Source organism: Thermomonas flagellata (assembly GCF_022419185.1).
Classification (GTDB): Bacteria; Pseudomonadota; Gammaproteobacteria; order Xanthomonadales; family Xanthomonadaceae; genus Thermomonas; species Thermomonas flagellata.
Window position 1 is genome coordinate 84,990 of record NZ_JAJOZK010000002.1, and the last position, 24,391, is coordinate 109,380.

20 protein-coding genes are annotated in these 24,391 nt (G+C 71.9%); 9 read left to right on the forward strand and 11 right to left on the reverse strand.

The window, feature by feature from the left end; all coding sequences use genetic code 11:
• Positions 1 to 53 precede the first annotated feature (53 nt).
• Both dnaN and dnaA read right to left on the reverse strand, forming a co-directional pair.
• Complete coding sequence (gene dnaN / locus ML340_RS02610) at positions 54 to 1,157, reverse strand: DNA polymerase III subunit beta (protein WP_240096387.1); 1,104 nt, start codon at positions 1,155 to 1,157, stop codon at positions 54 to 56.
• A 261-nt stretch (positions 1,158 to 1,418) separates the two neighbouring features.
• Positions 1,419 to 2,762 carry a chromosomal replication initiator protein DnaA gene (dnaA, locus tag ML340_RS02615; RefSeq protein WP_240096698.1) on the reverse strand — a complete coding sequence of 448 codons (1,344 nt, stop codon included), beginning with the start codon at positions 2,760 to 2,762 and terminating at the stop codon, positions 1,419 to 1,421.
• Positions 2,763 to 2,969: 207 nt separating this feature from the next.
• Between dnaA and rpmH the strand changes: the two genes are divergently transcribed.
• The 6 genes from rpmH to ML340_RS02645 all read left to right on the forward strand — a co-directional run bounded on the left by rpmH (position 2,970) and on the right by ML340_RS02645 (position 9,077).
• Positions 2,970 to 3,110: a 50S ribosomal protein L34 gene (gene rpmH / locus ML340_RS02620; protein WP_072755073.1), complete on the forward strand. Its 141-nt coding sequence runs from the start codon at positions 2,970 to 2,972 to the stop codon at positions 3,108 to 3,110.
• Positions 3,111 to 3,139: 29 nt separating this feature from the next.
• On the forward strand, positions 3,140 to 3,628 hold the full coding sequence (rnpA, locus tag ML340_RS02625; protein ID WP_240096389.1) for a ribonuclease P protein component: 489 nt from the start codon (positions 3,140 to 3,142) through the stop codon (positions 3,626 to 3,628).
• Positions 3,625 to 5,271 (forward strand): membrane protein insertase YidC, encoded by a 1,647-nt coding sequence (gene yidC, locus ML340_RS02630; protein ID WP_240096391.1) that lies wholly within the window; start codon positions 3,625 to 3,627, stop codon positions 5,269 to 5,271. The genes rnpA and yidC overlap by 4 nt, the downstream gene beginning before the upstream one ends.
• Positions 5,272 to 5,318: 47 nt before the next feature.
• A complete protein-coding gene (locus ML340_RS02635; protein ID WP_240096393.1) occupies positions 5,319 to 6,575 on the forward strand; it encodes an MFS transporter in 1,257 nt (418 codons plus the stop codon).
• A 32-nt stretch (positions 6,576 to 6,607) separates the two neighbouring features.
• Positions 6,608 to 7,942, forward strand: coding sequence for a tRNA uridine-5-carboxymethylaminomethyl(34) synthesis GTPase MnmE (gene mnmE / locus ML340_RS02640; RefSeq protein ID WP_240096395.1), 1,335 nt, complete (start codon positions 6,608 to 6,610; stop codon positions 7,940 to 7,942).
• Between the two features lie 85 nt (positions 7,943 to 8,027).
• The gene (locus ML340_RS02645) at positions 8,028 to 9,077 is read left to right on the forward strand and encodes an energy transducer TonB (protein WP_240096397.1); all 1,050 of its coding nucleotides are present in this window, start codon (positions 8,028 to 8,030) and stop codon (positions 9,075 to 9,077) included.
• Positions 9,078 to 9,174: 97 nt separating this feature from the next.
• Here ML340_RS02645 and ML340_RS02650 read toward each other — a convergent pair whose 3' ends face one another.
• The 6 genes from ML340_RS02650 to ML340_RS02675 all read right to left on the reverse strand — a co-directional run bounded on the left by ML340_RS02650 (position 9,175) and on the right by ML340_RS02675 (position 14,590).
• The gene (locus ML340_RS02650; protein ID WP_240096399.1) at positions 9,175 to 10,368 is read right to left on the reverse strand and encodes an ABC transporter permease; all 1,194 of its coding nucleotides are present in this window, start codon (positions 10,366 to 10,368) and stop codon (positions 9,175 to 9,177) included.
• The gene (locus ML340_RS02655) at positions 10,365 to 11,120 is read right to left on the reverse strand and encodes an ABC transporter ATP-binding protein (RefSeq protein WP_240096401.1); all 756 of its coding nucleotides are present in this window, start codon (positions 11,118 to 11,120) and stop codon (positions 10,365 to 10,367) included. Before ML340_RS02655 ends, ML340_RS02650 begins: the two co-directional genes overlap by 4 nt.
• 25 nt (positions 11,121 to 11,145) lie before the next feature.
• Complete coding sequence (locus tag ML340_RS02660; RefSeq protein WP_240096402.1) at positions 11,146 to 12,693, reverse strand: alpha/beta hydrolase; 1,548 nt, start codon at positions 12,691 to 12,693, stop codon at positions 11,146 to 11,148.
• A gap of 45 nt (positions 12,694 to 12,738) precedes the next feature.
• Complete coding sequence (locus tag ML340_RS02665; protein ID WP_240096404.1) at positions 12,739 to 12,936, reverse strand: helix-turn-helix transcriptional regulator; 198 nt, start codon at positions 12,934 to 12,936, stop codon at positions 12,739 to 12,741.
• A gap of 10 nt (positions 12,937 to 12,946) precedes the next feature.
• On the reverse strand, positions 12,947 to 13,543 hold the full coding sequence (locus tag ML340_RS02670) for a hypothetical protein (RefSeq protein WP_240096406.1): 597 nt from the start codon (positions 13,541 to 13,543) through the stop codon (positions 12,947 to 12,949).
• Between the two features lie 219 nt (positions 13,544 to 13,762).
• A complete protein-coding gene (locus ML340_RS02675; protein ID WP_425608268.1) occupies positions 13,763 to 14,590 on the reverse strand; it encodes an FAD-binding oxidoreductase in 828 nt (275 codons plus the stop codon).
• A gap of 62 nt (positions 14,591 to 14,652) precedes the next feature.
• Here ML340_RS02675 and ML340_RS02680 point away from each other — a divergent pair, with 62 nt between their 5' ends.
• Positions 14,653 to 15,594 carry an ABC transporter ATP-binding protein gene (locus ML340_RS02680; RefSeq protein ID WP_240096408.1) on the forward strand — a complete coding sequence of 314 codons (942 nt, stop codon included), beginning with the start codon at positions 14,653 to 14,655 and terminating at the stop codon, positions 15,592 to 15,594.
• Complete coding sequence (locus tag ML340_RS02685) at positions 15,591 to 16,376, forward strand: ABC transporter permease (RefSeq protein WP_240096410.1); 786 nt, start codon at positions 15,591 to 15,593, stop codon at positions 16,374 to 16,376. The genes ML340_RS02680 and ML340_RS02685 overlap by 4 nt, the downstream gene beginning before the upstream one ends.
• 178 nt (positions 16,377 to 16,554) lie before the next feature.
• Here the strand turns inward: ML340_RS02685 and ML340_RS02690 are convergent, their stop codons facing one another.
• Positions 16,555 to 17,361: a TatD family hydrolase gene (locus ML340_RS02690; RefSeq protein ID WP_240096412.1), complete on the reverse strand. Its 807-nt coding sequence runs from the start codon at positions 17,359 to 17,361 to the stop codon at positions 16,555 to 16,557.
• A 37-nt stretch (positions 17,362 to 17,398) separates the two neighbouring features.
• On the reverse strand, positions 17,399 to 19,819 hold the full coding sequence (locus tag ML340_RS02695; RefSeq protein WP_240096414.1) for an AAA family ATPase: 2,421 nt from the start codon (positions 19,817 to 19,819) through the stop codon (positions 17,399 to 17,401).
• 319 nt (positions 19,820 to 20,138) lie between these two features.
• Between ML340_RS02695 and hrpB the strand changes: the two genes are divergently transcribed.
• Entirely contained in the window at positions 20,139 to 22,628 is a 2,490-nt protein-coding gene (hrpB, locus tag ML340_RS02700) for an ATP-dependent helicase HrpB (RefSeq protein WP_240096416.1), read from the forward strand.
• Between the two features lie 179 nt (positions 22,629 to 22,807).
• Here hrpB and ML340_RS02705 read toward each other — a convergent pair whose 3' ends face one another.
• Positions 22,808 to 24,385, reverse strand: coding sequence for a DHA2 family efflux MFS transporter permease subunit (locus ML340_RS02705; protein WP_240096418.1), 1,578 nt, complete (start codon positions 24,383 to 24,385; stop codon positions 22,808 to 22,810).
• Between the last annotated feature and the right edge of the window lie 6 nt (positions 24,386 to 24,391).

Sequence of the window (24,391 nt, forward strand, 5' to 3'; positions counted from 1 at the left end):
ACGCCCGGATTGCTCCGGGCGTCGGCGGTGTTCCACGTGGAACCGGGGCAGGCTCACAGCCGCAGCGGCATCACCACGTGCCGGGCCTGCGCGCTCGCCGCGCCGCGCACCAGCGCGGAGGAATTGGCATCGCGCAGCTGCAGCAGCACGAACTCGTCGCGCAGGGCGCCGAGCGCGTCCAGCAGGTAATTCACGTTGAAGCCGATCGCCAGCCCGTCCACGCTGGTCTCGGCCTCCAGCTCCTCCTGGGCCTCCTCCTGCTCCGGGTTGTGCGCGCTGATCCGCAGCAGGCCCGGTGAAACCTCGATCCGCACCCCGCGGTACTTCTCGTTGGACAGGATCGAGGCGCGCTGCAGGGCCGCGCGCAGCGCCTCGCGGTCGACCTTGACCTCGCGGTCGGCACCGATCGGGATCACCGCCTCATAGTCGGGGAAGCGGCCGTCGATCAGCTTGCTGGTGAAGGTGACGTCATCACGCTTGACCCGCAGATGGCCCTTGCCCAGCTCCAGCTCGAGGATGCGATCGCCGCCCTCGAGCAAGCGCTGCAGCTCCTGCACGCCCTTGCGCGGGACGATGATCTGGCGGCGACCCGGCTGCGGGCCGGATTCGAGCCCGGATTCGCACAGCGCCAGGCGATGGCCGTCGGTGGCGACGCAGCGCAGGGCGCTCTCGCGCAGGTCGAACAGCAGGCCGTTAAGGTAGTAGCGCACGTCCTGCTGGGCCATCGCGAACGCCGTGCGCTCGATCAGCTCCTTGAGCGCGCTTTCGGGGACGTGGAAGGTCTCGCTGGCATCGACTTCGTCGATCGCCGGGAAGTCGTTGGCCGGCAGGCTGGCCAGGCTGAAGCGGCTGCGCCCGGCCTGCACGCTGACCTTCTCGCCGGCCTGCTGCACGCTGACGCGGCTGCCATCCGGCAGCGCGCGTACGATCTCGAACAGCTTGCGCGCGGGGATGGTGGTCTCGCCGGGCTGGGCGTCCTCGACCCCCGTGCGGGCCACCATTTCCACCTCGAGGTCAGTACCGGTCAGCGCCAGCTGCCCGTCGCGCACCCGCACCAGCAGATTGGCCAGCACCGGCAGGGTCTGGCGGCGCTCGACCACGTTGACGACCTGGGCAAGCGGCTTGAGCAGGACTTCGCGTTGCAGGGAGAACCGCATATCGACCCTCGTTGGTGGCGCGGCCCGGGCCGCGGCATGGCATCTAGAGCAGAAAGTAATACTGTCAAAAGCGGTGGTGCTGGAGCCCGGTTCCGGCCGTGGATGACCGGTACAAGTGCTTGAAATGGCAAGGATTTCGGCGACGTCGAAGGCTGTGAACGACGGCCGCGGCCGCGGTGTGCAAGCTGTGGACAATTTCCCGTCCCGCTGCCTGTCCCGCGGTTGTCCACAGCTTGTCCAGCGGTTGTCCTCGGTCGGTGTTCATTCGGTCAGCTTGCGGATCAGCTTGTCCCAGTCCTCGTGCAGCTTGCCGTCGGTCTCCATCAGCTGGCGGATCTGGCGGCAGGCGTGCAGCACGGTGGTGTGGTCGCGGCCGGCGAACGCATCCCCGATTTCCGGCAGGCTGTGCTCGGTCAGTTCCTTGGCCAGCGCCATCGCCACCTGGCGCGGGCGCGCCAGCGACCGCGTGCGGCGCTTGGAGAGCAAGTCCTTGACCTGCAGCCCGTAGTAGTCTGCCACGGCCTTCTGGATGTTGGGGATGCTGATCGCCTGCTGCTGCGCGCGCAGCAGGTCGCGCAGGCTCTCCTGCGCGAATTGCAGGGTCAGCGGGCGCCCGGCCATGCCGGCCTCGGCGATCAGCTTGTTGATCGCCCCCTCCAGCTCGCGCACGTTGCTGCGCATGCGCTTGGCGATCAGTTGCGCGACCTCGTCGGGCACCTGCGCCCCGCGCTCGCGCGCCTTGGCCAGCACGATCTGGGCGCGGGTCTCGAAATCGGGCGGGTCGATCGCCACCGACAGGCCCCAGCCCAGGCGCGACTTCAGGCGCGGCTCCAGGCCCTCGACCTCGCGCGGGTAGCGGTCGCAGGTCAGGATGATCTGCTGGCGGCCGTCGAACAGCGCGTTGAAGGTGTGGAAGAACTCCTCCTGGGTGCGGTCCTTGCCGGCGAAGAACTGGATATCGTCGATCAGCAGGGCGTCGATCCCCTGGAACTGGCGTTTGAACGCCTCCATACCGCCGCTGCTGCGGTCGTACAGGGCCTTGGTGAAGGCGTTCATGAACTGCTCGGAGCGCAGGTACATCACCCGCGCGCCCGGATGCTGCTGGCGCATCAGGTTGCCGGCGGCGAACATCAGGTGGGTCTTGCCCAGCCCGGTGCCGCCATACAGCAGCAGCGGGTTGTGGGCACGGTCGCCGGGCTTGAGCGCGGCTTGCCAGGCAGCGGCACGGCCGAACTGGTTGCAGCGGCCCTCGACGAAGTTGTCGAAGGTGTAGTGCGGGTCGAGGTTGCCCTGGAAGGGCTCGGCCGGCGCGCGCGCCGCGGGCGCGGACGCCTCCCCGGCCGCGCCGACGGCGACCGGAGGCGGGGTGCGTGGCACGCTGCCGACGTCCAGCGCGACCTCATCGGCGCCGTAGTGCCGGGCCAGCACCCGGATCCGCGCCAGGAAGCGCTGGGCCACCTCGTCGCGCACGAAGCCGTTGGGGGCGTACAGCACCAGGTCCTGGCCCTGCTGGTCGGCCTGCAGCGGCTTGAGCCAGGTCTGCAACTCCTCGGGCGGGGTCTCGGCTTCCAGATGGCGCAGGCACTGTGGCCAGATGTCGGGCAGGGAAGGGAACGTCACGGCGTGGACACGACCGGCCTCCGCGCGGAGGCCTGTGGATAAGTGGGGGTGGCGGCAGCGTACCACCGCCTGCCGATGCCGGCCACGGGCCGCAGGCGTCCCGCCGTCAGGCGGATGCCGGGCTTGCGCCGCCCGCGATCGGCCCGTATCATCCCGCGTCTTTTCCGCGCCAGATCCGCACAAGGAGCCGCCATGGCCACCAAGCGCACCTACCAGCCCAGCAACCTCAAGCGCAAGCGCGACCACGGCTTTCGCGCGCGCATGAAGACCGCCGACGGCCGCAAGGTCCTCGCCCGCCGTCGCGCCAAGGGCCGGCATCGCCTGACGGTCTGACCCGCGTCCGCCAGCGGGCGGCCGCGCACATGGCCATGCAGTCCACCGGGACGCCGGTATCCGACGAGGATGCCGGCGTCGTCGCGTCGGCGACGCTACCGCGCACGGCGCGCCTGCGCCGCCGCGCCGAGTTCGACCGCGTGTTCGCCGACGGCCAGCGCGTGCTCGGCCCCGCGCTCGTGCTGCATAGGCTCGCGGACGGCCAGCCGCCGCGGCTGGGGTTGGCGGTCTCGCGCAAGGTGGACGCGCGCGCGGTCGGCCGCAACCGGATCAAGCGCGCCCTGCGCGAGGAATTCCGCCACTGCCGCGCGCACCTGGCGACCGGTGCCTATGTGGTGGTCGCGCGCGGCGCCGCGGCCGACCTCGACAGCGCCGGACTGCGCCGCGCCCTGCGCGGGCTGCTGCAGCGCGCCGGCGCGTTGCCCGCACCCGCCCGGGCCGGCACAATGCCGCCCGCCTCCCCTTCCGACGCTGCTCCGCGGCGCGCTCCGCGCCGGCCGGACTCCCCTGCCCGATGACCCAGACCCGCACCTTCCTGATCCTCGCCTGGCTGATGGTGGCCACCCTGTTGTGGATGGAATGGGGCAAGGAGCAGCAGACGCCGCCGGCGCCCGCCGCGGCGGCGGCCAGCCCCGGCGCCCCGGCGCTGGCGACCGCCGGCGTGCCCGGTACGGCACCGGCCACCGCAGCCGCGGCGGTCCCGGCCGCCGGCGGCGCACGCCTGGTGACCCTGCGCAACGACGTGCTCGCGCTCACCCTGGACGGCAACCGCGTGCTGCGCGCCGAACTGCTGCGCTATCCGCAGACCCAGGCCGCCGGCAGCCCGCCGGTGCTGCTGCTGGACGATGCCGCCGGCAGCCAGTACACCGCCAGCGACGTCTGGCGCGGCAGCGACGGCCAACCGATCGTACTGCAGCCGGAGGGCGACCCCGCCGGCGCCCAGCTGGCCCCGGGCGCGGCGCAGGTGCAGCTGGTGTTCCATGGCGCGCTTGGCAACGGGGTGCAGCTGCGCCGCACCTACACCCTGGCGCGCGGCAGCTATGCCGTGCGCGTGCACGATGAGCTGCGCAATGCCGGCAGCGCCCCGTGGAGCGGGCTGGTCGACCGCCGCCTGCAGCGGATCCCGCCGGACACCCGCCACGGCTTCACCGACCCGCAGGCCTTCACCCTGAGCGGCGCGGCCTGGTACAGCCCGCAGGACAAGTACGAGAAGCGCAAGTTCGCCGACTTCGGCGACAAGCCGCTGGACAAGGCCAGCCCGCAGGGCAAGCCGGTGACCGGCGGCTGGATCGCGCTGTCGCAGCACTACTTCCTCGCCGCGTGGGTGCCACAGCCGGACCAGGGCGCGCTGTATTCGCTGACCGAGGCCGGCCCGCTGCGCGGGATCCAGGCGCTCGGCCCGCAGGTGCAACTGGCGCCGGGCCAGGGCGTGTCCAGCACCGCGGTGCTGTGGGTCGGGCCCAAGCTCGCCGACCAGCTGGCGCAGGTCGCGCCCGGGCTGGAGCTGGCGCTGGACTACGGCATCTTCACCGTGCTCTCCAAGCCAATCCACTGGCTGCTGACCCAGCTGCACAAGCTCACCCATAACTGGGGGTGGGCGATCGTGCTGCTGGTGGTGCTGATCAAGCTGCTGCTGTACCCGCTGTCGGCCGCGCAGTACCGCTCGATGGCGAAGATGCGCAAGTTCCAGCCGCGCATCGAGCAGCTCAAGGAGCGCTACGGCGACGACAAGCAGAAGTTCCAGATGGCGATGCTGGAGCTGTACCGGCAGGAGAAGATCAACCCGGCCGGCGGCTGCCTGCCGATCCTGATCCAGATGCCGGTGTTCCTGGCCCTCTACTACGTGCTGGTGGAGGCGGTCGAGCTGCGCCAGGCGCCGTGGATCCTCGGCTGGATCAACGACCTGACCGCGCGCGATCCGTACTTCATCCTGCCGGTCCTCAACGGCCTGATCATGTGGCTGACCCAGCGCATGACCCCGATGGTCGGCATGGATCCGATGCAGAAGAAGATGATGCAGCTGATGCCGGTGGTGATGGCGGTGATGTTCGCCTTCTTCCCGGCCGGCCTGGTGCTGTACTGGGTGACCAACGGCGCGCTCGGGATGCTGCAGCAGTGGTGGAACACCAAGCGCTTCGCCGAGGCTCCGGCCAAGGCCTGAGCAGGCCGCGCCGGCTGGCCGCCGCGCGCGGCGGTTGAGCCGTGCCCATGCCCGACGCGCGCATGCCCGCCGACGCGGCCGCGAGGCTGCCGCCCGACGTGCGCCGGCTGGTCGCGCTGCGCGCCGCGCGCAGTCTCGGCCAGGGTGCGCAGGTCGCGGCCTTCAGCCTGTACCTGCACGTGCTGGGCTGGTCGGCGGCGGCGATCGGCGCCACCCTGTCGGCGGCGCTGCTGGTCGGGGCCGCGCTGACCCTCGCGGTCGGACCGTCGAGTGATCGCATCGGCGGCCGCCGCCGCTTCCTGCTGGCCTACGAGGGGATCCAGGCGGGTGCGGCACTGCTGGCGCTGGCCACGACCCAGCCCGCGTTGCTGGCGCTGGCCGCGGTGCTCGGCGGCTTCGGCCGCGGCGCCAACGGCAGCGCCGGGCCGTTCGGCCCGCTCGAGCAGGCCTGGCTCGCGCTGCGCCTGCCGCCGGCGCAGCGCGGGCGGGTGTTCAGCATCAACACCGCCGTAGGCTTCGCCGGGATGGCGGTGGGCGCGGCCGCCACCGCGCTCATCGGGCTGGCGGCCACCCCGCCGTGGCAGCAGATGGCCTACCGCGGGATCTTCCTGCTCACCCTGCTGGGGGCACTGGCCGGCCTGGCCCTGCTCGCCGGCCTGCGCGAACTGCCGCCCGCCACGAGCGGCCCGGCAGGAGGAGCTGCGCCGTCCCCGGATCCTGCGCGCCGCGCCGCGGAGAACCGCGACCTGCGCCGGCTGGTGGCGGTCAACGCGCTCAACGGCCTCGGCATCGGCATGGTCGGCCCGCTGATCGCCTACTGGTTCCTGCTGCGCTTCGGGCATGGGCCGGACCGGATCGGGCCGGCGCTCGCGGCCAGCTTCGTGCTGGCGGCGGCCGGGGCGCTGCTGGCCGGCCGTCTGGCCCAGCGCCACGGGCTGGTGCGGGTGGTGGTGGGGATGCGCCTGGCGGGGCTGGTGCTGCTGCTGGCGATCCCGCTGATGCCCGGCTTTGCCCTGGCCGCCGCCTGCTACGCGCTGCGCGCAGGCATGAACCAGGGCACGGCCGGCGTGCGCCAGGCGGTGGTCGCAGGCCTGACCGGCGACGACCGCCGCGGTTTCGCCGCCAGCCTGCAGAACGTCTCGGTCCAGATCCCGCGCGCGCTGGGGCCGGTGCTGGCCGGGCTGATGCTGCACGCCGGCTGGCTGACCGCGCCGTTCCTGCTCGCCGCGCTGTGCCAGGCCGGCTACCTGCTGCTGTACGCGCGCTTCTTCGGCGGCGGCGACGACCGGCCCGGGCCGGCGTGAGCCTGGGCGATGGCATCTGCGATCATGCGCGGATGGCCGCCGCCGAGGACACCATCGTCGCGATCGCCACCGCGCCGGCCGCCGCCGGGGTCGGGATCGTGCGCCTGTCCGGGCCGCGCGCGCGCGCGATCGGGCAGGCCGTCTGCGCGCGCCGGCTGCGGGTGCGGCATGCGCACCACGCGCGCTTCCGCGCCGCCGACGGCAGCGTGATCGACGATGGGATCGCCCTGTATTTCCGCGCCCCGGCCAGCTTCACCGGCGAGGACGTGGTCGAGCTGCAGGCGCACGGCAGCTTGCCCGTGCTGCAGGCCCTGGTGGAGCGCTGCTGCGCGCTCGGTGCGCGCCCGGCCGGGCCGGGCGAGTTCAGCCAGCGCGCCTTCCTCAACGGCAAGCTGGATCTGGCCCAGGCCGAGGCGCTGGCGGATCTGATCGCGGCCGCCGATGCGCGCGCGGCGCGCGCGGCGCGGCGTTCGCTGGACGGCGTGTTCTCGCGGCAGGTGCAGGCGCTGATGGATGCGCTGCTGGCGGCCCGGGTGCACGTGGAGGCGGCGATCGACTTCGCCGACGAGCCGCTGGAGACCCTCGGCGGCGCGGCCCTGCGCGACGCCCTCGAGGTCGCGACCGAACGGCTGGCGCAGCTGCGGCGCGAGGCCGAACGCGGGCGCAAGCTGCGCGATGGCCTGCACGTCGTGCTGGCGGGGGCGCCGAATGCGGGCAAGAGCTCGCTCCTCAACGCCTTGACCGGCGGCGAGCGCGCGATCGTCACCGACCTGCCCGGCACCACCCGCGACCTGCTGCGTGAGAGCGTGCAGTGCGACGGCGTGGCCTTGACCCTGGTCGACACCGCCGGCCTGCGCGCGGCCGCGGATGCGGTCGAAGCCGAGGGCATCCGCCGCGCGCGCGCCGAACTGGCGCGCGCCGACCTGGTGCTGGCGGTGCTGGATGCGCGCCGCGCGCAGGCCGACCGCACCGCGCTGCAGCCGGAGCTGGGCGCGGCCGCCCAGGTGCTGTGGCTGCACAACAAGGCCGACCTGCTGGACGCGCGTCCGCCGTTGGCGGACGACGCGCTGTACGTCTCCGCCCGCAGCGGCGAGGGCCTGCCGGCGCTGCACGCGCGCCTGCATGCGCTGGCAGGCGCCGGGGACGGCACGGCCGGCGAGTTCAGCGCACGCGCGCGCCACCTGCAGGCGCTGGCGGAGGCCGGGGACTGGCTCGCCGCGGCCCGCGCGGAGCTGGCCGGCGAGCGCCTGGAGCTGGCGGCGGAGGCGCTGCGGCGCGCCCACGACGCGCTCGGGGCGATCGGCGGCCGGGTCGATCCGGACTGCCTACTCGGTCACATATTCGCGAGTTTCTGCATCGGCAAGTAGCCCGCGTCCCGCCCGCGGCTTGACAAACGCGCGCCACTGCCGCGTGCTATCGCCGCTGCGAACTGCATCACAGGGGAGAGCCACCATGTCCGCCCACCACCCGCTGCGGCACGCCGTGCTGCCGCTCGCCTTGGCCGTGGCCACCGCCGCCGGTCTGGCCGCCTGCAAGAAGGAGGCGGCGGCCCCGGCCGCGCCCACCGCCGCCGCGCCCGCCGCGCCGGCGCCGACCCCGGAGTCGGTGGTCGCCGCCAGCGTCAGCGCGCTCGGGCCCGACCAGCTGCGCCAGGAGGCCAGCAAGGCCTATTCCGAGAACCGCCTCTACGCCCCGGCCGGCAACAACGCGATGGAGTTCTACCTCGCCCTGCGCGACAAGCAGCCGGGCGACGCCGGTGCCTCCAGCGCCCTGACCGACCTGCTGCCGATGACGGTGATCGCCGCCGAGCAGGCGATCGCGCGCGAGGACTTCGGCGAGGCCAAGCGGCTGGTGGCGCTGATCGCCAAGGCCGATCCGCAGCATCCGGCCCTGGGCCGCCTGCGCGCCAGCATCGACAAGGGCGAGCAGGCGGCGGCGCAGCGCGCCCAGCAGCAGCAGCTGACCGCCGAGGAAGACGCCAAGCGCAAGGCCGAGCAGGCCAAGCAGCGCGAGGAGGAGCAGCGCCGGCTGCAGGAGCAGCAGCGCCAGCAGGCCGAGCAGCAGGCCCAGCAGCAGGCCGCGGCGGAGGCCGAGCGCCAGCGCCAGGCCGCGGCGGAGGCCGAGCGCCAGCGGCAGGCGGCCGCCGAGGCGGAGCGCCAGCGCCAGCAGGCACAGGCGCAGGCGCAGGCGCAGGCGCAGGCGCAGCCGGCGGCGCCGCGCGCGGCCGCGGGCGGCGGTGGCACCGAGCTGCGCCCGATCAGCCAGGGGGCGCCGCGCTATCCGCAGAACGCCCAGCGCGCCGGCGCCACCGCCTCGGTGGTGGTGGAGTTCACGGTCAACCCGGACGGCAGCGTCGGCGACGTGCGCGCGGTCAGCTCCGCCGGCCCGCGCCAGTACGCCCGCGACTTCGAGCGCGAGGCGGTCGCCGCGGCCAAGCGCTGGCGCTTCCAGCCGGTGTCGCAGCCGGTCACCACCCGCCGCACGATCGCGTTCCAGCAGTGACCGCCGCGCGCGGATCGCCGGCCCGCCCGGCGATCGGCAGGCCATGGAAAAAGCCCGGCCGGCGCCGGGCTTTTTCGTGGGCGATGCGAGCCCGGGCTCAGGCCGAGATCGCGAGCTTCTCCTGGCGGTAGCGCCACACCGCCAGCGCCCACAGCAGGGCCGCCAGCGCCAGCGCGCAGGCCAGGTACACGGCCCACTGCGCGGGCGAGGCGGCCTCGCCGCGGGTGATCTTCTGGATCAGCTGGTTCTGCGCCAGGAACGGCACCGCGTACTGCCACAGCGCGGTGTCCTTCAGCGGGTAGGCCATCAGCCCGTAGGCCGGCAGCATCGGCAGCAGCATCAGCCACATGATGTGGCTCTGCGCCTCCTTCATGCTCTTGGCGCCGGCGGCCAGCGCGGTCATCAGCGCGGTGCCGATCAGCACCAGCGGCAGCAGCGCCAGCAGCAGCTTGGCCATCGCCGGCCAGCTCACGTCCATCTGCCGGGCCAGGCCGCTGGCCAGGCTGGCCGAGGCCTTGAACGAGACCAGGATCAGCAGCAGCGTGGCCAGGCCGAGCGCGGTCGCGGCCAGCATCTTGCCGCCGACCAGCGCCGCGCGCGGGGCCGGGGTGGCCAGCAGCGGCTCCAGCGACTGCCGCTCGCGTTCGCCCGCGGTGGTGTCCATCGCCAGGTGGGCGCCGCCGATGAAGGCGAAGATGGTCAGGATCATCGGCAGCAGCACCGCCATGAACTGGCTGTTCTTGGCCTCCGGGGTGGCCATGTCGCGGGTGCCGACGTGCAGCGGGGTGGCCACCGCCGGGTTGATGCCGCGCACCAGCAGGCGCATCGCGCCGACGCCGTTGCTGTAGCCCTCCAGCACCTTGCTCACCCGCGCCACCTTGACGTCGCCGTTGCGGCGGGTGGTGTCGGTGATGATGTCGACCTTGGCGGGCCGGCCGGCCGCCCAGTCCTTGGCGAAGTCCGGGTCGATCGCCAGCGCCAGGTCCTCCTGCTGCGCGCGCACCCGCGCCTCGATGTCGGCCGGCGCCGGCCGCGCCTGGATGCCGTAGCTGGCGAGGAACCCGATCAGGTTCGGCGCGCGCTCGAGGCCGACCACCGGCACGCTGAGCGGCTTTTCCAGCTGGGTCTCGGCGCGCAGCTGGGTGAGCTTGCCGATGCCGAGGAAGATCAGCGGGTACAGCAGCGGCGCCATCAGCAGCGAGAGCAGGAAGGTGCGGCGGTCGCGGAAGAAGTCCAGCCATTCCTTGCGCATCACCGTGAGCAGGGCGGCGGCGAACGTGGGAGTGTTCATGCGTGCAGGCCCTCCTCGCTGCCGATCAGCTGCACGAAGGCGTCCTCGAGGTTGGCCTCGCCGGTGCAGGCGCGCAGTTCCTCGGGCGTGCCGTGCGCGACCACCCGGCCGCGCGCGACCACCACGATGCGGTCGCACAGCGCGGCGACCTCCTGCATGATGTGGCTGGAGAAGATCACGCAGCGCCCCTCCGCGCGCAGCGCGCGCAAAAAGCCACGCAGGCCGCGGGTGGTCATCACGTCGAGGCCGTTGCTGGGCTCGTCCAGGATCACGTTCCGCGGGTCGTGCACCAGCGCGCGCGCGATCGCGGTCTTGGTGCGCTGGCCCTGCGAGAAGCCTTCGGTGCGGCGGTCGAGCACGTCTTCCATCTGCAGCGCCTGCGCGAGGGTGGCGGTGCGGCGGGCGATGGTGGCCGCATCCAGCCCGTGCAGCGCGCCGAAGTAGGCGATGTTCTCGCGCGCGGTCAGGCGCTTGTACACCCCGCGCGCATCCGGCAACACGCCGAGGCGGCGGCGCACGCCCTGCGGGTCGCGCGCGGCGTCGATGCCGTCCACCAGCACACGGCCGGACTCCGGCGCCATCAGGGTGTAGAGCATGCGCAGGGTGGTGGTCTTGCCGGCGCCGTTGGGGCCGAGCAGGCCGGTGATCTCGCCGTCGCGGGCGGTGAAGCCCACGTCGTCCACGGCGACCACCGGGGCCTTGTCCTTGCCGCGCCCGGGGAAGGTCTTGCGCAGGTGTTCTGCGACGATCATGGTCTGGCTCCTGGCGGCGGGACGGTCACGGCGCCGCGCCGTTGTAGTCGAGGAACGGGGCCGGATAGGCCAGCCTGTCCAGGCACTGGCCGTCGAGCGCCCGGGCATTGGCCGTTTCGATGAAGCGGGTGAGCAGCTTGGGCATGCAGCCGGCGCCGAGCACCGAATGGCCCTGCCCCTTGAGCACGAACAGGCGCCCGTTGGGCAGGGTCTGCACGATCTGTTCGCCGTAGCGGGGCGGCGTCACCGGGTCGAACTCGCCGGCCAGCACCAGCGCCGGCACCGCGGTCGCGAGCGGCCGGTGGAAGTCGGCCGGCACCCGGCCCTTGGGCCAGGCCTGGCACATCGCGGCCATGCCGGTGGGCATGGCGTTGCCGAGCACGGTGCCGCTGTCCTGCGCGCGCGCGACCATGCTGTCGGCGTCCTCGCTGCACACCACCGACAGCTGCATGCCCATCGCCATCGCGTCCTGCATGCCGTCCGCCAGCATGTGCGCGAGCGCCATCAGGTTCTCGTAGTGGCCGGCGTTGGCCTCGTGGATCAGCAGCGGCAGCAGCCCCGCGGCCAGCGGCAGGTAGGCGTACATGCGCACCAGCCCGGCCACCGTCTCGGCGCGCAGGGTGCCCTGCTTGAGTTCGCCGGTGCTGGCATCGCGGTACTGCACCTGGACGGGTTTGGCGCGCAGGGTCGCCAGCAGGCGGTCGAGCTCGGCGCGCGGATCGCCCAGCCGGGCCTTGCAGGCCGGGTCCTTGCTGCACAGCCCGAACTGCAATGCCAGTGCATCGTCGAGGTTGCGCGCGAAGATGTTGCCGAGGCCGATCGCGTTCGGCACCGGCGAATCCAGCACGATGCTGCGCGTCGCCTGCGGGTGGCGCATCGCGTACTGCTGCGCCACGCGGGTGCCGTAGCTGACGCCGACCAGGTTGATCTGGCGCGCGCCGATCGCGCGGCGCACCGCGTCGAGGTCGGCCACCGCGTCGGTGGTGGTGTAGAAGCGCAGGTCGGCCTTGTTCGACAGCGCGGCCGCGCAGGCGGCGGCCTGCGCCTGCATGGCCGCGGGCGAGGTGTCCGCTTCCGCGGCGTCGCCCGCGGGCGGGGTGCAGGCCAAGAGGTTGGAGCGCCCGGTGCCGCGCTGGTCGACGAGGATGACGCTGCGGTGCTTGCGGATCTCGGCGAACACCGGCGCCAGCGCCGGGAAGGTGTCCACGGCCGACTGCCCGGGGCCGCCGGCGAGGAAGAACACCGGGTCGGCCTGCTGCTCGCCGTTGCTGGTCGGCTGCAGCCACGCGAGGCGGAGCGCGATCTTGCGCCCGTCCGGATGCGCGCGGTCCTCCGGCACCGTGTAGGTGCCGCACAGCGCCTCCAGGCTCTCCCGGCTCATCGGCGAGCTGAGCGTGCACGGGGTGAACGGGATCTTGCCCAGCAGCACCGGCGTGGCCGCGGCCACCGGGGCCGGCGCGCCGGCGGCGGGCGCGGCGTCGGCGTCCCCGGGCGTGGGTTGCAGGGCCTTGTAGCCGAGGATCGCGGCGGCGATCGCGGCCGCCAGCAGGAGTCGGGTGGTGCGGGGGGTCATCGGCAGGGCCTCGCGGGCAGGGCGCGGGAAAGGGATGGCATGGGGTCAGGGGTCATCGGGCAGGAACACGTCTTCGATCCGGCAGCCGAACAGGCGTGCGATGCGAAAGGCCAGCGGCAGCGACGGGTCGTACTTGCCGGTTTCCAGGGCGTTGACGGTCTGCCTCGACACGTCCAGCCGCTGCGCCAGCTCGGCCTGCGACCAGCCCTGATGCTCGCGCAGCGTGCGCAGGCGGTTGTTCACCGGGCACGCCTCACAGGTAGCGCCTCGCCAGCACCATCTTGGCGAGGCCGTAGACGAGGCACAGCAGCGGGAACACCCAGATCATCGCAGCGGCGGCATCGAGGTCGATGACCTTGGCCTTCTGCAGCAGGCCGCCGGCGAAGTACAGCAGCGCCACCAGCAGGCTGGCGATGCCGATGGCGTCGGTTTCGATGCGCCGCTGCAGCTCGTCGATCTCGCGCAGGTAGCGCAGCGCGGCGCGCATCAGCAGCGCGATCGGCAGCGCGGGCAGGATCGCCACCAGCGCGCGCAGCGGCACCGCCTCGATCCCGCGCTTGACCAGCCACAGCGACAGGAACAGGCTGAGGGCATAGGCGACCAGGATCGGCCACAGCGCGCGCAGGTAGCGGCGTGCGGCCGGTTGCGCGTACATCTCGTCGCAATGCTGGCGCCACCAGCGCGGCACCAGCGCCAGCAGCGCCGCGCCCAGCAGGTAGCCGGCGCCGATCCCGCCCCAGGTGCCGACGGCGGCCTGCGGCCAGCCCAGCCATGCGCGGCCGGCGGCGGCAAAGGCGAAGCAGCCCAGCGCGATCGCCACGAAGATCCACATCCAGCGGCGCAGGGTCATCGGCGCAACCCCGGCGCGAACGGGCGAGGAACACCGCGCCGAGCGCGATGAAGGCGGTGGCCACGCCGTCGTCCACAGTCCTGCGAAGTCATGAGCTACGCGTCGTGTCAAGGATGCTTGACACGACGATACGGTGGCCTTGGCTCGCTTGTCAAGCGTCCTTTACATATCCCGCCGAACGCGGCAGGCAGGCGCGCGACAGGGGATCCGTCGCCCGGATCATTTGTTGCTGACGTACTTCTCGCGGCGAATCATCGGCACCGGCAGGCCCATGGCCTTCAGCGCCTCGAAGGTCGCATCCACCATGTCCGGGTTTCCGCACAGGTAGGCGATGTCGCCGGCCGGGTCGGGCACCAGTTCCGGCAGCACGTTCTGCACATAGCCATGGCGCACGTCGGCATGCGCGTGTGGGGAATCAGCCGCGGGCAACTCGCGCGACAGGCAGGGCAGGTAGCGGAAGCCCGGGTGCGCCGCGGCGAACGCGCGGAATTCGTCGCCGTACAGCAGCTCGGCCGGGGTGCGCGCGCCCTGCAGCAGCGCCACCTGCACCCTGCGTTCGGCCATCAGCCGGGCCAGCTGCGGCAGCATCGCGCGGTACGGGGTGATGCCGGTGCCGGTGCCGATCAGCAGGTAGCGGCGGTTGGCATCCTGGGGCAGCAGGCAGAAGCGCCCGAAGGGCCCGCTGGCGTCCACCGTGCCGCCGAGCGGCATGCCCTCGAACAGGGCGGTAGCGGCGCCGCCGGGCACGTAGCTCACCGCGATCTCGACCGCATCCCCGGCCACGAGTGGCCGTTCGTGGCGGGTCGCCAGCGAATAACTGCGCCGCGCCGGGCTGCCGTCGGCATAGCGGAAGTGGATCTGGATGAATTGGCCGGGCACGAAGTCCAGCGCCTGCCCGTCGTCGCGCACGAAGGTGAGGTGCGCCACGCTCGGCGCGATCATCCGGCGCGCGGTGAGCCGGAGCGGGAAATGGACGATGGCCAAGCGATGCTCTGTTCCGGAAGCGGCGGTGCCGGCCGCGCGGGGCGCGCCGGGGCGGGCGCCTATACTACCCGTACCGCCATCCGGTCCGTCCCGACAGCCCCCGCGCCGCGGGGGCGGAGCCCTGTATGCAGTCCCATCCCGTGCCCGCGCTGCGCCTCCACGAGCTGCGCAAGACCTACGACAACGGTGTGGAGGCGCTGAAAGGCGTGAGCCTGGAGGTCGCCCCCGGCGATTTCTACGCCTTGCTCGGCCCCAACGGTGCCGGCAAGAGCACCCTGATCGGGATCGTCAGCTCGCTGGTGAACAAGAGCAGCGGCACGGTCGAGGTGTTCGGGATCGACCTCGAGCGCGAGCGCAGCCGCGCCATGCGCCAGCTCGGGCTGGTGCCGCAAGAATTGAACTTCAACATGTTCGAGAAGCCGCTGGACATCTGCGTGAACTACGCCGGCTTCTACGGCGTGCCGCGCCGGCAGGCGCTGGAGCGCGCCGAGCAGGTGCTCAAGGACGCCCAGCTGTGGGACAAGGCGGACAAGATGAGCCGCACCCTGTCCGGCGGCATGAAGCGCCGGCTGATGATCGCACGCGCGATGATGACGAAGCCGCGCCTGCTGATCCTGGACGAGCCCACCGCCGGGGTGGACATCGAGATCCGCCGCGGCATGTGGAAGACCCTGCGCCAGATCAACGCCGAGGGCACCACCATCATCCTCACCACCCACTACCTGGAGGAAGCCGAGCACCTGTGCCGGCACCTGGCGATCATCGACCGCGGCCAGATCATCGAGCGCGGGCCGATCAAGTCGCTGCTGACCAAGCTCGACATGGAGGGCTTCGTGCTCGACGTGGACGGCACGCTGCCGCACCCGCTGCCGCACATCCCCGGCGCGCACCTGAAGGCCACCGACCCGCAGACCCTGGACCTGCAGATGCCGCGCGCGATGGACCTCAACCACGTGTTCGCGGTGCTCGGCGAGGCCGGTATCCGCGTGCGTTCGATGCGCAACCAGAGCAACCGCCTGGAGGAACTGTTCGTGCGCCTGACCGGCAAGCAGGAGGACGCGGCATGAGCGCGCGCCAGCCCGCCCACCCCAACCTGGTCGCGCTGGCCACCATCGTGCGCCGCGAGGTGAACCGCATCCTGCGCATCTGGGGCCAGACCCTGATGCCGCCGGCGATCACCATGACCCTGTACTTCCTGATCTTCGGCGGCCTGATCGGCTCGCGTATCGGCACCATGGACGGCATCCGCTACATGGACTTCATCGTGCCCGGGCTGGTGATGATGAGCGTGATCCAGAACAGCTACGGCAACATCAGCAGCTCGTTCTTCGGCGCCAAGTTCGGCCGCCACGTCGAGGAATTGCTGGTCAGCCCGATGCCGAACTGGGTGATCCTCGGTGGCTACGTCGCCGGCGCGGTGCTGCGCGGGCTGATGGTCGGCGCGATCGTGCTGGTGATCGCGATGTTCTTCACCCGGGTGCGGGTGCCGCACCCGCTGGTCACGGTCGGCTCGGTGCTGCTGGGCGCGACCATCTTCTCGCTGGCCGGCTTCGTCAACGCGGTGTATGCCAAGAAGTTCGACGACATCGCGATCGTGCCGACCTTCATCCTCACCCCGCTGACCTACCTCGGCGGCGTGTTCTATTCGATCAAGCTGCTGCCCGGCTGGGCGGAGGCGGCCACCCACCTCAACCCGATCTTCTACATGGTCAACGCGTTCCGCTACGGGCTGCTCGGCGTTTCCGACGTGTCTGTGGGGGTGGCGTTCGGGCTGATGCTGGCCTTCGCCGCGGCGCTCGCCGCGATCGGCCTGTGGCTGCTGCAGCGCGGGGTGGGCTTGCGCCACTGAGGGCCGCGCCGCGCGCGATGGGTGAGCCGCCATCGCCGTTCGTGATGGACCTGTCGAACCACGGACGGTGCCAGCATCGCCCGCTGCAAGCCCGCCACCGCGCGGCCCTGTCCGTGCGTGGTCAGCCTGTCGAACCACGCACGGCACGCACGGCACCGCCGCGTCCGCGGCGCCCGGATCAGCCCGGCAGCCGGAAGAACGCGCGCGCGGTGGCGGTGGTCGCCGCGGCGGTGACCTCGATCGCCTCGCCGCGGTCGCGCGCCAGTTCCGCCACGATGTGCGGCAGGAACGCCGGCTCGTTGCGGCGGTCCTTCGGCGGCGGGATCAACGTGCGCGGCAGCAGGTAGGGCGCGTCGGTCTCCACCATCAGCCGGTGCGGGGGGATGCTGCGCACCAACTCGCGCAGGTGCCGGCCGCGGCGCTCGTCGCACAGCCAGCCGGTGATGCCGATGTGCCAGTCGCGGTCGAGGTAGTCGAACAATTCCTCGCGGCTGCCGGTGAAGCAGTGCACCACCGCCGGCCCGATCCGGCCTTCGAAGTCCCGCAGGATCGCGAGGAAATCGGCGTGCGCATCGCGCTGGTGCAGGAACAGCGGTTTCGGGTTGCCCGCCGCAGCGAGGTCGGCGGCGATCTGCAGCTGGCGCTCGAACGCGCGCCGCTGCGCCGGGCGCGGCGAGAAGTCGCGGAAGTAGTCCAGCCCGCATTCGCCCACCGCCACCACCTCGGGCTGGGCGTGCAGCGCGCGCAGTTCGGCGTCGCATTCCTCGGTGTACTCGGCCGCATGGTGCGGATGCACGCCGGCGGTGGCGAACCATTCGCCCGGCCGGCTGCGCGCCAGCTCTAGCACCTTCGGGTTGTGCGCGCGGCTGGCGCCGGTGAGGATCGCGCGCGTCACCCCCGCCTCGCGCGCGCGCTGCCAGACCGCGTCACGGTCGCGGTCGAAGCTGTCGTGGCTGAGGTTCAGGCCGATGTCGATGAGTTGCATGTGATGCCCCGCGGACGCACGGAGGGCCAGGCGGGTGTCAGCTGGACGCTGTCAGCGCGTGCTCAAGGTCGTCGCGTCGCAGCTGCGTCTTGCTGGCATCGTCGTGCTCGAGCATGGCGCGTTTGACGGCGGCACGGGTCGCGCGCGTCACCAGCGACTGCAGATCGCGCCCGGAATAGCCTTCGGTCCGTTGCGCCAGTTCGCGCACCATGTCTTCCGCATCGAAGTCGAGGGGTTTGCCGGACAGCAGCAGGCGAATGATGCGCGCCCGTCCTTCGGCATCCGGCAGGCCGATTTCCACCTTGCGCTCCAGGCGCGACAGCAGGGCGCCGTCGATCCGGTTCGGATAGTTGCTCGCCGCCAGCAGGAACACCTGCCCGGCCTTGTTGGCGACACCATCCAGCTCCTGCAGTAGCTGGCCGACGATTTCCTGGGTCATCTGGTCGTCGCGCCCGTCGCGTGCCGGCGCGACGATGTCGATCTCGTCGATGAACAGGATACAGGGGGCCTGCGCGCGGGCGCGCTCGAACAGCGCCTTGACCTTGTTGCCGGACTGGCCGAGGTAATTGGCCTTCAGATCCGAGGTGCTGGCGGCGATGAACGACAAGCCTGACTGGCTGGCCAGCACGCGAGCGATCTGGGTCTTGCCGGTTCCCGGAGGCCCATAGAGCAGGATGCCGCGCGGCGCGGGGATGCCTAGGGCTGCCAGCTGCTCGGCGTTGCGCAACTCCTTGCCGAGGCCGACGAACTCCTCGAGCGTGCGCGGCGGCAGCACGATGTCGTCCCAGGTCAGTTCCTTGACATCGGTCGCATGCTTGCCGCGCTGCCGGCGCACGGTGGCCAGCAGGACCTGCGCATCGTTCACGCCCGCGGGGTGGTCTGCGACGATCGCCGCCACCAGGGTATGCAGGTCACGCCCGGACATGCCGGACGTCTCGTTGACCAGGGCATCCGGTGGGTCCATGGCGATACCGGCTTGCTTAAGTTCGTGGCGCAGGATCTTGCGGCGCGCTACGGCATTGGGCAGGCCGATCTCGATCGTGGTGGTGAAGCGCGAGACGATCGCATCATCCAGGATGTCGCGGCGGTTGGTGGCGCCGATCACCAGTACCTGGCTGTTGCCCTCGAAGCCATCCCACTCGGCCAGGAAGGTCTGCACCAGCTCGTTTCCGAAGGAGTCGCTATCGCTGCTGCTGCGCCGGGCGAATGCGCTCTCGCATTCGTCCACGAACAGGATCGCGGGTGCATGCGCGCGGCAGCGCTTCCAGACGTCCTTGACCTTGGGCGCGGTCTGGCCGATGTAGCCGGCCTTGAGGTCGGCAATGGTCACGGCTTCGAAATGGCAGCCGGCGGTCTTGGCCAGCTTGCGCGCGATCAGGGTCTTGCCGGTACCCGGCGGGCCGTACATCAAGAACCCTTTCGGTACCGGCTTGCGCCCCGAGACGAAAAGATCGACCAGCTTGAGCATCTGATCGAGCTTGCTCGGTTCCAGCGCGACCTCTGCCCAGTCGGATGCGGCATTGCGGACCGTGGCGAGCCTGCGATCGATGGCGGCCAGTTCCGCCCGCGCCGCGCGCACGGCATCGCCGCACTCTCCGAGCTTGCGTGCCAGCGGCACATGCGCGGCCAGACGCGGTGCCGCGATCGCCGCGATCTGGCGCAGGTGCGCCCATTCCGACTCGGAATGCCTGCCGTGGATGTCGATCAACACCGGGTCGGCATCCAGGCGCAGCAGGCTGTGGACCTTGCTTGCATCGTTCGACATCAGCACCGCCGCGAAGCTGGCTCCGCGCAAGTCCCCGTACTGGTCCCGGATTTTCCAGGTATCCAACTGCGGGCCATCTGCCGCAGGGGCGAGGGTCGATTTGTAAGGATATTCGCGATCGCCGCTCAAGCCGGTCGAAAACTGCATCAGCGCCGCACCGCTGCGGCCGAAAGCACCGATCACCGCCGCGACGCCGGCATTGGCGCGCGCTGCCAGGCGCTTGCGACCGATATTGACCAGCCCCGCATACAGCAGGACGCTCGGAATGCTGGCGAACTCCCAGACAAACGCGTCGGACAGCCCCCATTGCCAGGGGTGGAGTGCATGGCCAACGACATTGAAGAAATTGCGTCCGGTCACGAACGAGATCACCAATGCCGGAATGAGCAGCAGCAGCGTGACCCAGAGCAGCAGTTGCCGCTTGCGGCCACCTGCGACGGGCCGCAGGCCCAGGGCGCTGCGAGTGGCCCTCGCGGACGCCTGTCGGTTCAACTCCCGCAGATGCGCATGGCTGGCCTGCTGCAGCGTCTGCTCGATCTCGGCGGCCGCGCTCTTGCATGCCGGAAGCAGGCTGGAGAGCTCATCGGCGGCCACGGCTTGTTTGTTCAGGACTTCTTGCCGTGTGGCTTCGAGCGCTTGCAGTTCACGCTCGAAATGGTCGGAGTCGTTGTCTGCGGGGGCGGTCGGGGCCATGCGAAGGGCGGGGCGTAAAAGACAAAATTGATGATATACGCAATTGCTCATCGCCTACGGACGCACGGAACCCGTGCCCCGTGCGACGGCCTGACGTTGCCTTCCTTTGCTGCCCCTGGTGCACCCATGCACGCCCCAGGCCAGTGCCGTGGGCCCGACCGGGTCTGGCAACGGGGTGGTTACGTTGCCGGGGGGTGGGTGTGGCATGTGCGGCTCTGACGCGCGGCCGCGCGCCATCCATGGCGCGCGCGAATCCCCCGCGGCCCGGAGGCAGAGGCAAGGGCGATGGCCTGGCAGGCGTGACTCCTACAATGTGCGCGTGCAATTCCCGATCTCGCCCCTACTGCCCGAGATCCTCGCCGCGCTGGCCGCGCATCCGCGGCTGGTGCTGGAGGCGCCGCCGGGCGCGGGCAAGACCACGCAGGTGCCGCTGGCGTTGCTCGAGGCGCCGTGGCTGGCGGGCCGCAAGATCGTGATGCTGGAGCCGCGCCGCGTCGCCGCGCGCGCGGCCGCCGGCTTCATGGCGAGACAGCTGGGCGAGGCGGTGGGTGAGACGGTGGGCTACCGCATCCGTTTCGAGCACAAGGTCGGGCCGGCCACCCGCATCGAGGTCGTCACCGAGGGCATCCTCACCCGCATGCTGCAGGACGACCCGCTGCTGGAGGGCGTCGGCGTGCTGCTGTTCGACGAGTTCCACGAGCGCCATCTCGCCGCCGACCTCGGCCTGGCGCTCGCCTTGGACGTGCAGGCCGGCGTGCGCGACGACCTCCGGCTGGTGGTGATGTCGGCGACGCTCGACGGCGAACGGCTGGCCGCGTGGCTGGATGCGCCGCGGCTGTCGAGCGCGGGGCGCAGCTTCCCGGTGGACATAGCGCACTTCCCGGCGCGCCGCGACGAGGCGCTGGAACACCAGGTGCGGCGCGCGATCGAACAGGCGCTGGCGGCGCATCCGGGCGATGTGCTGGTGTTCCTGCCGGGCCGGCGCGAGATCGCCAAGGCCGAGGCGCTGCTGGCCCAGGCCGGGCTGCCCGCCGAGGTGCTGCCGCTGCACGGCGAGCTGCCGGTCGAGCAGCAGGCGCGCGTGCTGCAGCCCGCGCCCGACCGCCGCCGCCGGGTGGTGCTGGCGACCAACGTGGCCGAATCCAGCGTCACCCTGCCCGGCGTGCGCGTGGTGATCGACAGCGGGCTGGCGCGCGAGCCGCGCTTCGATCCGAACAGCGGGTTCTCGCGGCTGGACGTGGTGGCGATCGCGCAGGCCAGCGCCGACCAGCGCGCCGGCCGCGCCGGGCGCGTGGCCGAAGGCTGGGCCTACCGCCTGTGGCCGGCGTCGCAGCGGCTGGAACCGCAGCGGCGGCCGGAGATCGCGCAGGTGGACCTGGCGCCGCTGGCGCTGGAACTGGCGGCCTGGGGCAGCAGCGACCTGCGCTTCCCCGATCCGCCGCCGCCCGGTGCGCTGGCCGCGGGCCGCGACCTGCTGCGCCGGCTCGGCGCGCTGGAGGCCAGCGGCGGCCTCACCGCGCAGGGACGCCGGATGCTGGCGCTCGGCACCCATCCGCGCCTGGCGGCGATGCTGCTCGCCACCGAGGCGCCCGGGCAGGTCGCGCTGGCCTGCGACCTCGCCGCGCTGCTGGAAGCCCGCGACCCGCTGCGCCTGCGCAGCGATGCGTTGGCCGCGCGCTGGCAGGCGCTGGCCGCGTTCCGCGCCGGGCGCAGCCCGCCCGAGGCCAGCCGCAGCGCGCTGGCGGCGATCGATGCCGCGGCCCGGCAGTGGCGGCGTCGCCTGCGCTGCGAAGCCGCGCCGCCCGCCGCGGCCCCGGCGCATGCGCTGGGCAACCTGCTGGCGCACGCCTTCCCCGACCGCATCGCCCGCCAGCACCCGCAGGATGCGCGCCGCTACCTGCTGGCGAACGGGCGCAGCGCGCGCCTGCCGGACGACTCCGTGCTGTACGGCGAGCCGTGGCTGGTGGCCAGCGAGCTGCGCCACGAGGCCAAGGACGCCCTGCTGCTGCGCGCGGCGCCGGTGGACGAGGCGGTGCTGCGCCGCGACTTCGCCGCGCAGTTCTCCGAGGCCGACGAAGTGCGCTGGGATCCCGAGCGGCGCGCGCTGGTGAGCGCGCGCATCGCCCGCTTCGACGGCATCGTGCTGGCGGCGAAACCTGCGGGCCGGGTCGATCCGGCGCGGGCCGCGCGGGCGCTGACCGACGCCGTACGCGACCTCGGTCTGGGCGTGCTGCCGTGGAGCGAGGCGCTCGTGCAGTGGCGCAACCGCGTGCAGTGCCTGCGCGCATGGATGCCGGAACTGGGGCTGCCGGATGTGTCCGACGCCGCGCTGCTGGCGACGCTGGAGGACTGGCTGACGCCCGCCTTCGCCGGCAAGACCCGGCTGGACGCGCTCACCGCCGAGGAACTGGGCGAGGCGCTGCAGGGGCGGCTGGAGTGGGCGCTGCGCCAGCGCCTCGACGCGCTCGCGCCGACCCGCATCGCCGTGCCCTCCGGGATGCAGCGCGGCATCGCGTACGCGCTGGAGGCCGACGGCACGCCGGCGCCGCCGGTGCTGGCGGTCAAGCTGCAGGAACTGTTCGGCCTGGCCGACACCCCGCGCATCGCCGACGGCCGCGTGCCGCTGACCCTGCACCTGCTCTCGCCCGCCGGCCGCCCGCTGCAGGTGACCCAGGACCTGCGCGGGTTCTGGGAGCGCACCTATCCCGAGGTCAAGAAGGAAATGAAGGGCCGCTACCCGCGCCACCCGTGGCCGGACGACCCGTGGAGCGCCACCGCCACCCACCGCGCCAAGCCGCGCGGGACCTGATCATCGTGCCATTCCGCTGCCCCGCGTTCATGGTGAGCCCGTCGAACCGCGAACGCGGCCGGCATCGCCCATTGCAGCCGCCGGCGCGCAGCCCCGCCCGTTCGCGGTGAGCCCATCGAACACGAGCGGGTGCGGGCAGCGCCCGCCGCGGCGCGCCCGCCATCGGCGGGCGCAGCGGTTCAATGCGCGGGCGCGCCGCCGGTGCTGCCGAACGGCGGCTTGGCCCACCACACCAGCACGATCATCGCCACGAACAGGCCGGAGAACAGCAGGAACAGGTCGTTCACCGCCAGCGTGAACGCCTGCAGGTTGATCACCTGGTCGGTCAGCGACAGCGCCTGCGCCTGGCCCATGCCCACCCCCTGCAGGGTGCCCAGCCACTGCTCAGCGGCCGGGCGCGCCGCGGTCACGCTCTCGGTCAGCACCGCATGGTGGTAGTCGGCGCGGTGCTGCCACAGGGTCACGGTGACCGCGGTGGAGATGCTGCCGGCGATGGTGCGGAAGAAGTTGGACAGGCCCGAGGCGCTGGCGATTTCGCTCGGCGGCAGCCCGGACAGGATGATCTGGTTGAGCGGGATGAAGAAGAACGCCACCCCCATGCCCTGGATCAGGCGCGGCCAGATCAGCTGGCCGAAGCTGGCCTGCGCGGTGAAGGTGGAGAACCAGTGGGTGGTGAAGGCGAACACCAGGAACGCGAAACTGACCATGATCCGCAGGTCGGCCTTGGCGATCATGCGCCCGACCAGCGGCGAGAAGAACACCGCCAGGATGCCGACCGGCGCGGTCGCCAGGCCCGCCCATTCGGCGGTGTAGCCGAGCGTGGTCTGCAGCCACAGCGGGTAGATCACGTTGATGCCGAAGAAGCCGAACATGCCGACCGACAGCGCGATGACGCCCACCCGGAAGTTGCGGCGGCGGAACAGCGACAGGTCCACCACCGGGTGCCTGTCGGTCAGCTCCCAGGCCACGAAGAAGGTCAGGCAGACCAGCGCGACGATGCCCAGGGTGGTGATCAGCGGCGAGCTGAACCAGTCCTTGTCGTTGCCGTTGTCGAGCATGAACTGCAGCGAACCGACGCCGATCACCAGCAGCGCCAGCCCGATGCGGTCGATCGGCACCTTCTGGATCGGCGTCTCACGGTCGCGCAGCAGGGTCCACACCACCAGCGCCGCCAGCAACCCGACCGGCGCGTTGATGAAGAAGATCCAGTGCCAGGAATAGTTGTCGGTGATCCAGCCGCCGAGGATCGGGCCGAAGATCGGCGCCACGATCACGGTCATCGCCCACAGCGCCAGCGCCATCCCCTTCTTCTCGTTGGGGTAGTTGGCCAGCAGCAGGGTCATCGACAGCGCCACCATCGGCCCGGAGACCAGGCCCTGCAGCAGCCGGAACAGCACCAGCATCGGCATGCTGTTGGCGAACCCGCACAGCATCGAGAACACCACGAACAGGGTGACCGAGGCGGTGAAGGTGCGCACCTCGCCGAACCGGCGCGCCAGCCAGCCGGTCAGGGGCTGCACGATCGCGCTGGCCAGCGAGTACGAGCTGATCGCCCAGGTGCCCTCGGACACGCCGACGCTGAGGCTGCCGGCGATGGTCGGCACCGAGACGTTGACGATCGTGATGTCCAGCACCTCCATGAAGGTGGACAGCGCGATCGCCAGGGTCAGCAGCGCCAGCGCGCCGCCGCGCAGCGGCGGCTTGGTGGCCGCCGCGGGCAGCGGGGCGGCGGCGGGATCGGCGGCGGCGACGGCCATGGCCGG